The organism is Candidatus Eremiobacteraceae bacterium (genome assembly GCA_035314825.1).
Taxonomy (GTDB): Bacteria; Vulcanimicrobiota; Vulcanimicrobiia; order Eremiobacterales; family Eremiobacteraceae; genus JAFAHD01.
On sequence record DATFYX010000001.1, the window covers coordinates 23,173 to 35,843 of the forward strand.

Here is a 12,671-nt window from a genome sequence, read left to right on the forward strand (position 1 = left end):
CCGCACCGACAGGCTCGGGGACCTCGTGCTCTCCACGCCGGCGATCGCGTCGTTCCGGCGTTCGTGGCCGGACGCCCATATCGATCTCTTGGTCTCAGACTACAACGAGCCGATCGTGCGCTACAATCCTGACGTCGACGCGCTCCACGTGCTGCCGCGATCGGCTTCCCGCGCCGAGGCAAGCGTGCTCGCCGCGGGTCTCGGACGCGACGCAGATGTCGCGGTCGCGCTCGCTCCGCGCACGCCGGACTATCGCCTGGCGCTCTGGTCGCATGCCCCGCGGCGCCTCGGCTACGTCTATCGCCGCCGCTACCTCTCCCGGTTCGCCGCGCGCTTCATGCTCACGCAGCACGCGATCTCGGAAGCCGACCCGGATCTCGCCGATCGCTATCCGGACCGCCCGGTCGCGCACGAGGTGCATCAGGTGCTCGCGCTCGTACGGCTTGCGGGAGGCGACATGCTCACCGATGCGCTCGTGCTCGACGTCGGCGACGAGGCACGAACTGTCGCAGCCGCCCTCGTGCCCGCGGGCGCCATCGGCGTGAACCTCGCGCCTCGCTGGTTCGAAAACGACTTCGGTGCGGGCGCGACGCGCACGCTGATCGAGCGGCTCGCCGCCGAGCACAAGGACGTGCTCGTGACCTACGGAACCGACGTGCGCGATGCCGCGGGGCGTCTGCGCGAAGCGGTCGTCGCGCCCAACGTCGTGTGGTCCGGTGAGGCGCCCGCGTTGGAATGGGCGGCCTCCATCGGCAGATGCGCGGTGCTCATCACCGTGGATTGCGGCGCCGTGCATGTCGCGGCCGCGCAAGGCGTGCCCGTGGTCGGCGTGTACGAGCGGCGCTACTTCCGGCTGAGCTCGCAGGAATGGAGTCCGTGGCGCGTGCCGTCGGTCGTGCTGTGCAAGCCGCCGCTCGGCGCCGAGATGACGCCGATCATCGACGACGTGCTTTCCGGCGTGCGCGCGCTGCTGTGCCGGCCCAGCCCAGCGATCCGATCCAGGATATGAAGCTCTCGGTCGTCGTCCCGACCTACAACCGCGTCGACACGTTGCGGGAAGTGTTGCCCTCGCTGCTGGGCCAAACGCTGCCCGCGCGCGAGTATGAGATCATCGTCGCTGATTCGCGGAGCGCCGACGGCACGGCGGAGCTCATCGCGCGCCTCGCACAAGCGGCAGGCGCACCGGCGCTGCGCCATCTTCCGGGCGACTACGCCGGCCGCGCCTCGGCGCGCAATGCCGGCATCGCAGCGGCTAGCGCGCCGCTCGTCCTCTTCACCGACGCCGACATCATCGCGTCTCCCGATCTGCTGGAACGCCACGTCGCCGATCACGGTGCCGCCGCGCATCGCGTGGCCGTGGTCGGGTGCGAGCTGCAGGTGAATTCGCTTGCGGATTATCAGACGCAGCGCGACCATCCGGAGGTCCGCAAGCCGCTCCATCCGGCGTCGAAACGCCGGCTCTCGTGGCTCTACTTCTTGACCGGCAATGCCTCCGTGCGGCGCGATGACCTGCTCGCGGTCGGCGCCTTCGATGAGGACTTCACGGGCTATGGCCACGAAGATCTCGAGCTGGGCTACCGGCTGCAAAAGGCCGGCGTCGAACTGCGCTACGACCCGGACGCGATCAACTACCATTGGCACCCGGTCGGCTACCAAGAGCAGAAGAGCAAGATGGAGCTGGCGGGCGTCTCCACCGTGCGCTTCTACCGCAAGCATCGCGACGTGGCGGTCATGGCGAACCTCGGGATGACGCCGCTGTCGCTCGCCTTGCACTCGCTGCTGCAAGCGGCAGGACCGGTGCGCCGTGCGATCGAGCGTGCGGCTGAAGGCCAGGAGGCGCCGCGCAAGAACACATGGCCCTTCATAGCGCGCCAGATCGCCTACCAATACCACTACTTGAACGGGGTGAAGCGCGCGTTGCGCGAGCCCGACGGAGCCAGACGCACGTGACATCAGCCGGTCAGAGCAGCGCATATCGATTCGTCACCTGCGGCGAAATCGGCGTCGTGGACGAGGGCGCGCGCGTGGGCGTCCGCGGCTGGGTGAACAGCACGCGCGATCACGGCGGACTGATCTTCATCGACGTGCGCGACCGCTTCGGAATGACCCAGGTGGTCTTCGATCCGCGCACGACCGACAAGGCCTCGTACGAGACCGCCGGTCATCTGCGTTCGGAAGACGTCATCCTCGCGATCGGACCCGTTCGGCGCCGGCCGGCCGGGACCGAGAACGCGAATCTCGCCACCGGCACGGTCGAGGTGGCGGTCGACACGCTTGAAGTGCTCAACAAGTCGAAGACGCCGCCGTTCCCGCTGCACGGCGATAGCGACGTCGACGAGAGCTTGCGCATGAAATACCGCTACATCGACTTGCGCCGGCCGCAGATGCAGCGCAACATCGCGCTGCGCCATCGCGCCGTCAAAGCGGCGCGCGACTACCTCGACGCGCAAGGCTTCCTCGAGATCGAGACGCCGCTGCTGATCAAGCAGACGCCCGAAGGGGCGCGCGATTTTCTCGTGCCCAGCCGCCTGCACCCGGGAGAGTTCTACGCGCTGCCGCAATCGCCGCAGCTGTTCAAGCAGCTGCTCATGGTCGGCGGATTCCATCGCTATTTCCAGATCGCGCGCTGCCTTCGCGACGAGGACGCCCGCGCCGACCGCCAGCCCGAGTTCTCGCAGATCGACATCGAGCTGACGTTCCCGACCCAAGAAGACGTCATCGGGGTGATCGAGGGGACGCTCGCGCACATGTTCGAGCGCGCGCTGGGCACCGACGTCGTGCCGCCGTTCCGCCGCCTGACCTTCGCGCAAGCCATGGCCGGCTACGGCTCGGACAAACCCGACCTGCGTTTCGAGATGCAGCTGGCGGATTTCTCGCCGGCTTTTGCCGGGACCGAGTTCAAGATCTTCGCCGCGGCGCTCGCCAAGGGCGACGCGATCATCGGGCTGGTCGATCCGGGTGGCGCCAGCCGCTCGCGGCGCGAGTTCGATGCGCTTGCCCAGACGGCTGCGTCCGAGTGGGGAGCCAAGGGATTGGCATGGATCGCGCTTGCGTCCGACGGCGTCAAGACCTCGTTGCCTAAAGCAGCCCTTGACGACAAGACCCTGGCGCAGCTGCGCGCCATCGGCACCGCCTCAGACGGCGACGCGCTGTTCTTCGTCGCGGACGAACGCGCGGCGGCGCAGACGATCGCCGGCAAGTTGCGATTGCACCTCGGCACGGAGCGCGGCCTGCGCGATCCTGCGCGCTTCGTGTTCTGCTGGGTGCTCGACTTCCCGCTGTTCGAGAAAGATCCGCAGACCGGGGCGATCGGCCCCATGCACCATCCGTTCACCGCGCCGGCACCGGGCCAAGACCTGTCCAAGGACGATCCGCTGCACGTGCGCGCGCAGCATTACGACGTCGTCCTCAACGGATCGGAGCTGGGCAGCGGGTCGATCCGCATCCACGATCCGAACATGCAGCGCAAGGTGTTCGAACTGCTGGGCTACAGCGAGGAGCAGGTGGCGCACCGCTTCGGATTCTTGCTCGAGGCGTTCGCGTATGGCGCGCCGCCGCACGGCGGCATGGCGCTCGGCATCGACCGCATCATCCAGCTCATGGTGGGCGCAGAGTCGATCCGCGAGGTCATCGCGTTTCCGAAGAACCAGAAGTTCCAAGATCTTATGATCGACGCGCCGTCGAGCATCGAGCCGCAGCTGCTGCGCGAGCTGCGCCTCAAGATCGAACAACCCAGGAGCCCCGGCCAGCCCAGTAGTCCCGGCCTCTTGAGGCCGGGGGAATCGAGGAGCGATTTGTGACTATAACGCTGGTACGCGAACCCGACGCCGTCGACGAACGGGTGCGCGAGGCATACCGGGATATCAAAGCCAGCCTGCGCGTGCCCGTCGTGAGCAGCCTCTTTCAGGCGTATGCGGCCGTGCCGCGCTTCCTCGACTACACGTGGCGGCGCCTGCGGCCGAACGTGCTCGCGAAACCGTTCGTCGACCATGCGCGCGCGTTGGGCGAACAGACCGAGCGCGCCGCGGCGACCTGGCCGCTTGCCGATCATGCCGCGCAGCTGCGCGCGCGCAACGTCGGCGAGGGCGACATCGTGCGCATGCGCGAGATCGCAGCCATGGTCGTCGACGTCGACCCCAAGCTGCTGGTCATCGCGCATGCCGTCCGCCTGGCGATGAGCGGCGCCCAGGTCGGCGGCGCCGGAACCGGGACCCATCAGTTCAGCGGCGACGAAGAGCGCCTGGCGCGCGACTACCGCGGCCTGAGCGTGGCGATCATCGAAGAGCGCGACGCTCCGCTGCGCGTGCGCGCTGTGTACGAGGAGATCAAAGCGGCCAGCGGCGCGCCGTTCGTGAGCGGCGAGTATCGCGCCATGGCGGCGTTTCCCGACTGGCTCGAGATCTTTTGGCACGACATGAAGGCCGCGATGCAGACGCCGCGCTTCGCCGCCTTATGCCGCGAGGTCGACGACGCGGCGATCACCGCCGCGCGCCATCTGCCGTACGTCTTCAACCTGCGCGAAGACGCGCTGGTGCGCGTGGAGGTGAGCGCGGACGAGCGCGCGCGCATCACGCGCGCGAACGACGTCTTCTGCGAGATGCTGCCAGGGGTGATCATCGGCACGGCGCTCGCGCATCGCGCGCTGAACCAAAGCGAACCCTCTTCGTAGGTGGCTGGCGACCTGCGCGCGGACACGAGCGCCAGGCGCCTCTTGTGGGCGGCCGTCGCGGCGTTCGCGGCGCTTGGCTGTGCGCTTGCGGCCGACCGCTACCTGACCTACGGCTACGGCGCGGATCTCGGGCTGTACACACAGACCATCGCGTCGGCGTTCCACGGCTTCTCCAACCAGGTCGAGCACGGCAATCACTTCATGGTCCATTTCTCGCCGGTGTACTATCTGCTGGCGCCGCTGCTCTTCCTCGCGCGCTCGCCGCTGACGCTTCAACTGATCCAGGTGGCGGCGTGCGCGCTCACCGCGCCGGCGATCTACCTGATCGCGCGCAAGCGGACGGATCCGCACCTGGCGGCGCTGATCGCATGCGTGACGCTGCTGTACCCGCCGCTGGTCGCCATGTCGCTGGGTGAGGTCCACGAGAACGGCATGGCGCCGGCCACGCTCGCGTGGCTGCTGTGGGCGGTCGACGCCAGGCGTTTCGGCTGGGCCGCGCTTTTCGCCGCGCTTGCGCTGTGCATCAAGGAAGATCAAGCGCTCATCCTCGCGGTCCTGGGAGGCGGATACCTGATTCTGTCCCTGCGCAAACGCGATCGTGCGGGAGCGCTGTTCGGCGGATCCGTCGCCGTCGCGTCGTTGGCGGTGCTGGCCCTGTATTTCGACGTCATACAGCCGAATGCGGGCGGCCGGTATTTCGTGGCCGATTTCTACCTCGCGCACGACGCTGATCTGCCGCACGGCGCCGCGATCGTGCTCGAACGATTGACCTTCTTGCTCGAGGTCTTCGTGCCGTTGCTCTTCTTGCCGTTCGCATCCCGCTGGCTATGGCTTGCCGTTCCTGGGCTGGTCGAAGTGCTTTCGTCGCGCTGGCCCGTCACCTACACGATGGGCACGCACTATGCCGGCGTCTGGCTATCGTACGTGCTGGCCGCGTTCGCAGTCGGACTGGCGGGGATCGCCGCGAGCGACGCGGCGCGGGCGCGCCTGCTCGTCAAGATCTGCATGGGCGCGTGCGTCCTGAACCTCATCGTCGCGAGCCCGACGCACTGGGCGCACTACTACCATCTGCGCAGCGCGCGCGACGCGTCGTTGGACCGCATCATCGCCAAAGTGCCGCCCGATGCGGTGGTGGGCTCGTTCGACGAGGCGTACACCCACCTGTCGCTCGATCCTAACGCGCGGATCGGCATGTACGTGACGCCGGACTACTTCGTGTATGACGCGAGTTACGATGGCCTCACGTGGCGGACGAACATCGTGCCGCGCCTTGCCGCTGTCGTGTGCGGCGGCTACTTCCAACCGATCGCGAAAGACGGCAGCGTGACGCTTTTCAAACGGATCAAAGACGTGCCTGACGAGGTCTACGCGCGCGCCCGCATATCCCCGCCGACGTGCGCCCTCTGACGCTACTGCTGGGTGGCCTCGCTGGGCGTGCTCTCGAGGAACAGCAGGTCGGAGACGTTCTTCAAGAACTGAAAGTCGGTGAACGTATAGCTCACGCCGTCATAGCGCGTCGCGCCCGGCAGCGCGACGTACGGGTCGACGACAGGCGCGTAGCCGCCTAACAGCAGCGACGCCGACGTCGACTCGTTTTCGATCAGCCAGCGGCCGTGATTGATGGTGTAGCTGACGGTCCAGGTCACCGTCGTCGCCTGGCCGGTGCGAAACGCGCCGGCGCTGGTGAGTTTCAACACCGCGAAGGTCTTGGCGTCGACCCACATCTCGCGCACGCGGTGGGCCTTGGGATCGAGCAGCGGCGTCAGCTCGAGTAGATACGCGTGCCGGCCGTGCAGCGACTCGACGCCCAAGAGCGAGACGTCGTACGCGCGCGCAGCCGACGTCGCCGGCGCGAGCCGCGCGAGGCCGAAGTCGTACAGCGGCGAGATCTGCGGCAAGCCGAACGGCTCGTCGATGTTGGGGCTGTCCTTCACGGGAAGACCTTTGACCTTGAGCGTGACGCGGTACGGATTGTCCGGCTGTTCGGTCGAGCTCAGCGGTTTCGCGGTGGTGTCGACCCGGTCGTCTCGCGAGCGGCAGACCGACGCGAACTGCTCGACGAGCCAACGGCCTTTGGCTTGCGTGTCCACCGTGATGACAGAGGAGACGTAGGGCGGATAGGTCTGCGAGCGCACGAACGTGAGCGCACGGTCGAAGATCTCGTTCGCGCCCGGCTCCGACTGCACGGCGATATAGCCGCCGGCGCGGGCGGGCGAGGCGCAGATGATGAGGGCTGCGCACGCGCCAGTCGCGACGGCGAAAAGTCCGACGGCTTTGGTTGACATCGCGGGCCCTAACGCAGCATCTGGACGATATCGGGCGGAGCGATGATGTACACCGTCCCGTTCGAGCCGCCCTGCCACACGCGCGCGAACTGATCGCGCCGGTAGACGCGCCGGATAGCGCCGGGCAAGGCGTACGGATCGTTGACGATGACGTCCCCGGCCGAGGTGAAGCCGCGGACGACCAGCAGGTGCCCTTCGGTCTTCGGATACGGCGTGCCATCGAGTTCGCCGGGCTTGACCGCGATGCTCGCGATCACCGGCACGCCGCGTGCGACGAGCTGCGCGACGTCGTCAAGGGAAGGGAACTGCCGTACGAATCCGGCTAGGCCGTGCTCGGACGCGAACGCGACGTTGAACGGCCAGTTGCCGCAGCCGTCGTACACCGGATCGTAGACGCCGTCGGCCACCTGCGCGACATCGATATCCCATCGCGGCTGGCTGCGCACGCGCGCCCAATACGCCATCACCATCGACACGCTGGTCGGACTGCACCACGAATCGCCGCCCCCGCCCTTGGCGTCCGGCGACGTCGCGATGCGTTGGCTGCGCTCGGGCACGGGCAGTTCTGCGACCAGACCGCCGGCGGGGCGGGCCGAGCCGCCGCCGTCGGGCGCCAGCGACGTCGCGACAGCGAGCAAGCGCACGACCGGTAGCGAACCGTCGCTTCCAGCCGACGGCGTCACGCGCACGTCGAACGCATCGGCGCGCGCCGCAAGCGTCAACGTGTCGGTGTCCACCCGTCCGTCTGCGTCCTTTTGCCCGTCCACCGAGCGGCGCTTGCCGCCCTGCAAGTCCGCGCTCCACATGCCCATCGAATACCAACGGGTCCAGCGCGCGCCGATGCGCGCGCGCAACTCGACGGCGACGCTCGAGCCGCCGGGCGTTTGCACGTTCCAGGAGGCGATCGCGGTCACGAAGCCGCCCGGCACCTGCGCGCTGCGCTCTACGGCTGCCGAGGCTGCGGTGGGATCCACGAACCATATGCGGTCGTTGGGATCGGCTACGCCGCCGTTCACGATATGGGTTCCGGCAAGGGTCGACAGCGCGGCCAGCAGTGCCGCATATGCTAGATTTCCCATTCCCAGCAGTTCCAAAAATCCGTGATGACCGGAGACGTCTTGTAGTTGCGCAGATCGGAGTTCGCCGCGACGACGCTCTTATCCCAATAGACGATGACCGCGGGGACATCGCGGAGCATGATGACCCACGCTTGGCGGTAATCGCGCCGGCGCGCGTCTTGATCGGCCTGCCGCTGCGCGTCGCGCAGCAGCGCGTCCACGCGCGGGTCGCAGTAGAAGTCGGTGTTCGCGCCGGCACGCGGGAAGTAATCGCAGCCCCAGGCCGCGAGATCGTCGGGATCGACCCCTTCCGTGTTCTCGATCCACGCCATATCGTACGTGCCGCCGTACAACGGACCGCGTTCGTCGAAGAGCAGCGGCCCGGCATAGTTCTTGATCGCAAGCTCGACGCCGATAGACTTGAGCTGCTGCGCGATCAGCGCCTCGGCGGACTCGGCAGCGCGGTTGCCCGCCGCACTGGAGATCGAGAGCGCCAAGCGTTCGCCGGCCTTTTCGCGGATGCCGTCCGCCGCCACCCGCCAACCGGCATCGTCAAGCGTGCGCCTCGCTTCGTCGGGGTCGTATGGGATGGGTGCAAGATCGCTCGCCGCCCACGAAAACGGCGGTATGTCGGTCGAAGCACGTCGCGCGTAGCCGGCGTAGACCGTCTTCATGATGCGCTCGAAGTCGATGCCGCGAGCGAGCGCGCGGCGCACCGCCGCGTCGGCCAGGATCGGATTCTTGAGGTTGAAATCGAGGTGCCGGTAGGCGGCGATGAGATGCACGTAGACGCGGATGCCGGGGGCGTCCGCAAGTTCGCGGACGTGCGCCTTTTGGACGCCGTCGATGACGTCGATCTCGTGCGAGCGCAGCAGCTGCATCGCGGTGTCGGTGTTCGGGATGATCTTGATGACCACTTCGTCGAGTTTCGGGCGCCCGCGCCAATAGCGGGGGTTGGCGGCGAACACAAGCTCGGAGCCATGCTCCCAACGTTTGAGCATGAACGGACCGTCTCCGATGGGAGCGGCGTCGTACGGGATATCGTTCAGCGTGCGGTAACCGGCGAGCAGATGCTTGGGCAGCGGCGGAAAGTCGCCTTCGGAGAACAAGTAGACCGCCGGCGCGAAGGGCTGGCGCAAGATCATCGTCACCTGGTGCGGATTGTCCGCGATGATCGTCCGGATCTTGTCATACCCAGCCGTGTGGGTTACCGGGTTGTTCCCATCCACGATCGCGTGCCAGGTGAAGATGACGTCGTCGGCCGTCACCGGCACACCGTCTGACCACACCGCGTCCGGGCGCAGGCGGAAGGTGATGCGCAACCCGTCCTTGCTGACAAGGCCGTTGTCCAGGCTGGGGAAGGCCGTCGCAAGCGCCGGCACCGGCCGCTCTCGTTCATCGAAGCGGAAGAGCGGCTCGAAGAGCAGCGCGCTGACGTCGTCGGCCGATTCCTGGTTCGAGAACATCTTGAGGAGCGTGTTCGGCTCTTCTTGTTCCGAAAAACGCACGACGCCGTGCACGGTCCACGGATTCCCAGCGCCTTTCCCTGGAGCGGTCGAATTCATTCGACCGTGCGATACGCCGCATCCGCCGAGCACGAGGATGGCGAAGAGCGCGATGCCGGCGCTTCTCACGGCATCGCGACGCGCGCGCGCCACTTACCCGTACGCTGCGCGGCGTCGCGCAACGCGTTCCACAAGCGCGCGCCGCCGTAGCGCACGACGTCGTCGGCGGGCAGGCCGGAGCTCGCCTCGGCCTGCGCGATCGCCGCACGCGCTTGCGCATCGTCAAGACTTGAGGTGTTGACCGCGACGACCGCCACGCTTGCCGCTTTGATGGGGGCGAGCAGCGCTTCGTGCGCGGCGATCATGTCAGGCAAAGCGGGGAGCGTTACGCCGTACTCCTCGACCGCCTCGCGCTCCGTGTCGATGCACATCACGAGCACGTCGGGGGCGCAGCCGTACAGTAGACCGACGGTGACCGGCGCATATGCGGGATGCCACAGACTTCCCTGTCCTTCGACCAGCGCATAGCGAGCATCCCGAGCGACGCCCAGCACAAGCTGCTCGGCGGCGCCGGTGATGAAATCCGAGATGACGCGATCGACGACGATGCCCTTGCCCGCGATCAGCGTGCCGGTCTGGCCGGTCGCGACGAACTCGCTGCGGTCGCCGGCGGCGCGGGCCGCTCGATCCAGCTCGATCATCACCGATTTTTTTCCGACGGCGCAGTCGCTGCCGACCGCAAGTGCGACCACCTGGGCGGCGCGATACGCCGCTCCGGAGAACAGCGGGATGTCGTCAGGCGGCACGCGCACGTCCCACAGGTTGGAGCCCGAGCGGCGCGCGCGGGCGACGAACTCGGCGTCGTCGCGCAGCAACTGATGCAGACCGCTGACGATCTCAAGCCCGGCGTCGATCGCCGCGAGGATGTGCGGACGAAAATCGTCGGGTATGAAACCGCCTTGATTCGCCACCCCGAGCAGCAATGAGGTCGGGCGATAAGCAAGCGACTCGCGCAGCGACGCGACGATCGGCGCAGATCTGTGCAGGCGCGGCAGCACATCAGCGACGTCGCGCCCCGCATAACGGGAATCGATCACCGCCGCGATCTCGTCGCGGCCGTACTGGATGACTCCATGCGCGGTTTTCGCCCGCCGGTCGACGAGCTGGCCTTCGGTCAGGATCGCGTAGCGGCGCGCTGCCATGCGTCCGGACTACGCCGTCGCGCGGGCGCGGACCCCCAGCCCAGGCGCGTCAGGCAGGCGCAGCTGCGCGCCGTCGTAGGTCACGCCTTCGAACGGGTCGTCGACGATGAGCAGCGGACCGTCGATGTCCGCGTAGTCGGCGAGCGGGGTGAGATGCGCGGCGGCGGTCGAAAGCACCGACGACTCGATCATGCAGCCGATCATGACCTTCATGCCGCGCTCGCGCGCGTCGCGGATCATGTGCGCCGCGGCGCGCATGCCGCCGCACTTGACCAGCTTGACGTTGATGCCATCGACGCAGCCCTGCAGCCGCGGAAGGTCGCCGGCGCTCACGGAGTCTTCGTCGGTGAAGATCGGGATCGGCGAGCGCTCGCGCACGTAGCGCAGCTGCGCAGGATGTCCGGCTGGCACCGGCTGCTCGCAGAACTCAAGATCGAAGCGCTCAAGCTCGCGCAGGCATGCGACCGCCTGCTCGGGGGTCCAGCCCTCGTTCGCGTCGATGCGGATCGTGCCGCGGAAGATACCGCGGATCGCTTCGAGCGTCTCGATCTCGCGGCCCGCGCCTAGTTTGACCTTGAGGATCGGCAGATGTGCTGCCTCGCGCACCTTGGCGAGCGTCTCGTCTATATTTGCGATGCCGATGGTGAACGACGTCGCCTTGGCCTGCGCCGGATCGAGTCCGAAGAGCGCGTAGGCCGGCATGCCGAGGAGTTTGCCGGCGTAGTCGTGCAGCGCGAGATCGAGCGCGCACATCGCGCCGCGTTCCCCGGCCGGCACGCGCGCGAGCGCCGCGTGGACGTCGAGCAGATCCTCGTCGCGCAGCGCGAGCGCGCGCAGCTGGCTCTCGATGAGCTCGACGCTCTCGCCGTAACGTTCCGACGGCGTCACCTCGCCCAGCGCCTCGATGCCATGCGCGAGCAGGCGCACGATCAGCGTGCGCGAGACGTCTTCCGATCCGCGCGCGATGGTGAAGCGATGGCGCAATCGAAGGTCGAGCGGCTCGAGCTCAAGCCGGGGCCGGCCTTCCTTCATGCGGTCGGGCTTTAGAACACCGCGACCGGGTTGGCGCCGGCAGCCGAGAACATCGCGCGCAACGCGTCGGCGTCGTCGGCGGCCGGGAAACCGGCCACGCTTCGTCCGGCGTCAACGGCTCGCATGAAATCATCGGTGCGGCCGTCAGGGACGGCAAGATCGCTGAGCGCTTCGAGCGCGGGCGAGGTCTCTTGGTCGTTCAGATCGGACGGCGCCCCGGTCCGCAATCCGGGCACTGCCACGTCCACGTCGCCCGAGATGCGAGCGGGCTCCAGCGCGCCGACAAAGCGCGCCCCGATCGACGCGAGGTACCCCGAAGGTTCGTCGTTGCTGATCACGACGAGACGCGAGGGGTCGAGGCCGCGCGCCTTGATCTCGTGCGCGAGCGTCGAGATCGTGTCGCTGGTGGGGAAGATACCGACGACGGTGCTCACGGCTGGTACCTGCGCGCGCGAGGCGGCATCGCCAACGAGCAGATCCACAGCGGACCTACGAGCAGGTGGACCAGGTTGTTGAGGAATGCCGGTTTCTTGCCTTCGTACCCGTGGCCGACGAACTGGAAGATCCAGCCGACGACGAACGCGCCGACGGCGACCGGCCAGGGCGTGTAGCGTCCGGCGACGTAGAGCGCCGCGAAGGCGACCAGCGCGACGAGCGCGAGGCGCACGTCCAGACGCAGATAAAACGCGATGATCAGCACACCGACGACCATGCCGAGGTCGATCGGGCCGATCTTGACCAGTTCGAGCAGCGAGAACAGCGCCCAGACGATGAGCGGGATGCCGATCTCGTGGCAGATGAGATTGCGCCGGTCCGTGTGATACGACGCGTATTCTGCGAAGTAGCGATCGACCATCGTTGTGCAGCTCCTTCACACGTTCTTCGCATCGCGGCGGGCGCGCACCTATTCTGTTCGAGAA

12 protein-coding genes are annotated in these 12,671 nt (G+C 67.4%); 5 read left to right on the forward strand and 7 right to left on the reverse strand.

All coding sequences use genetic code 11. The features are described from left to right. The first annotated feature begins 25 nt into the window (after positions 1 to 25). The 5 genes from VKF82_00130 to VKF82_00150 are packed head-to-tail and all read left to right on the forward strand — an operon-like array spanning position 26 to position 6,076. Positions 26 to 1,009 carry a glycosyltransferase family 9 protein gene (locus VKF82_00130; protein HME80460.1) on the forward strand — a complete coding sequence of 328 codons (984 nt, stop codon included), beginning with the start codon at positions 26 to 28 and terminating at the stop codon, positions 1,007 to 1,009. After that, a complete protein-coding gene (locus VKF82_00135) occupies positions 1,006 to 1,950 on the forward strand; it encodes a glycosyltransferase (GenBank protein HME80461.1) in 945 nt (314 codons plus the stop codon). The genes VKF82_00130 and VKF82_00135 overlap by 4 nt, the downstream gene beginning before the upstream one ends. Next, positions 1,947 to 3,800, forward strand: coding sequence for an aspartate--tRNA ligase (gene aspS, locus VKF82_00140; protein ID HME80462.1), 1,854 nt, complete (start codon positions 1,947 to 1,949; stop codon positions 3,798 to 3,800). The genes VKF82_00135 and aspS overlap by 4 nt, the downstream gene beginning before the upstream one ends. Beyond that, positions 3,797 to 4,669, forward strand: a complete 873-nt coding sequence (locus tag VKF82_00145; GenBank protein HME80463.1) for a halocarboxylic acid dehydrogenase DehI family protein — start codon at positions 3,797 to 3,799, stop codon at positions 4,667 to 4,669. Before aspS ends, VKF82_00145 begins: the two co-directional genes overlap by 4 nt. Then, positions 4,670 to 6,076, forward strand: coding sequence for a DUF2079 domain-containing protein (locus VKF82_00150; protein HME80464.1), 1,407 nt, complete (start codon positions 4,670 to 4,672; stop codon positions 6,074 to 6,076). It abuts the gene before it with no gap. A gap of 2 nt (positions 6,077 to 6,078) precedes the next feature. On the opposite strand, the gene VKF82_00155 is transcribed toward VKF82_00150, so the two are convergent. The 7 genes from VKF82_00155 to VKF82_00185 are packed head-to-tail and all read right to left on the reverse strand — an operon-like array spanning position 6,079 to position 12,607. Then, positions 6,079 to 6,954 carry a hypothetical protein gene (locus VKF82_00155; protein HME80465.1) on the reverse strand — a complete coding sequence of 292 codons (876 nt, stop codon included), beginning with the start codon at positions 6,952 to 6,954 and terminating at the stop codon, positions 6,079 to 6,081. An 8-nt stretch (positions 6,955 to 6,962) separates the two neighbouring features. Next, on the reverse strand, positions 6,963 to 8,033 hold the full coding sequence (locus VKF82_00160; protein HME80466.1) for a peptidase C39 family protein: 1,071 nt from the start codon (positions 8,031 to 8,033) through the stop codon (positions 6,963 to 6,965). Then, positions 8,021 to 9,670 (reverse strand): peptide ABC transporter substrate-binding protein, encoded by a 1,650-nt coding sequence (locus tag VKF82_00165; GenBank protein HME80467.1) that lies wholly within the window; start codon positions 9,668 to 9,670, stop codon positions 8,021 to 8,023. Before VKF82_00165 ends, VKF82_00160 begins: the two co-directional genes overlap by 13 nt. Next, a complete protein-coding gene (locus VKF82_00170) occupies positions 9,643 to 10,719 on the reverse strand; it encodes a DUF1611 domain-containing protein (GenBank protein ID HME80468.1) in 1,077 nt (358 codons plus the stop codon). The genes VKF82_00165 and VKF82_00170 overlap by 28 nt, the downstream gene beginning before the upstream one ends. Positions 10,720 to 10,728: 9 nt before the next feature. Further along, complete coding sequence (locus VKF82_00175) at positions 10,729 to 11,751, reverse strand: dipeptide epimerase (protein ID HME80469.1); 1,023 nt, start codon at positions 11,749 to 11,751, stop codon at positions 10,729 to 10,731. 11 nt (positions 11,752 to 11,762) lie between these two features. Next, positions 11,763 to 12,185 (reverse strand): hypothetical protein, encoded by a 423-nt coding sequence (locus VKF82_00180; protein HME80470.1) that lies wholly within the window; start codon positions 12,183 to 12,185, stop codon positions 11,763 to 11,765. Beyond that, complete coding sequence (locus VKF82_00185; GenBank protein ID HME80471.1) at positions 12,182 to 12,607, reverse strand: Mpo1-like protein; 426 nt, start codon at positions 12,605 to 12,607, stop codon at positions 12,182 to 12,184. The genes VKF82_00180 and VKF82_00185 overlap by 4 nt, the downstream gene beginning before the upstream one ends. Positions 12,608 to 12,671 lie beyond the last annotated feature (64 nt).

Bases quoted from the DNA above. Each gene is read 5' to 3' on its own strand.
- VKF82_00135 (HME80461.1), top strand. From the start codon at position 1,006: ATGAAGCTCTCGGTCGTCGTCCCGACCTACAACCGCGTCGACACGTTG.
- VKF82_00155 (HME80465.1), bottom strand. From the start codon at position 6,954: ATGTCAACCAAAGCCGTCGGACTTTTCGCCGTCGCGACTGGCGCGTGC.
- VKF82_00160 (HME80466.1), bottom strand. From the start codon at position 8,033: ATGGGAAATCTAGCATATGCGGCACTGCTGGCCGCGCTGTCGACCCTT.
- VKF82_00170 (HME80468.1), bottom strand. From the start codon at position 10,719: ATGGCAGCGCGCCGCTACGCGATCCTGACCGAAGGCCAGCTCGTCGAC.
- VKF82_00175 (HME80469.1), bottom strand. From the start codon at position 11,751: ATGAAGGAAGGCCGGCCCCGGCTTGAGCTCGAGCCGCTCGACCTTCGA.
- VKF82_00185 (HME80471.1), bottom strand. From the start codon at position 12,607: ATGGTCGATCGCTACTTCGCAGAATACGCGTCGTATCACACGGACCGG.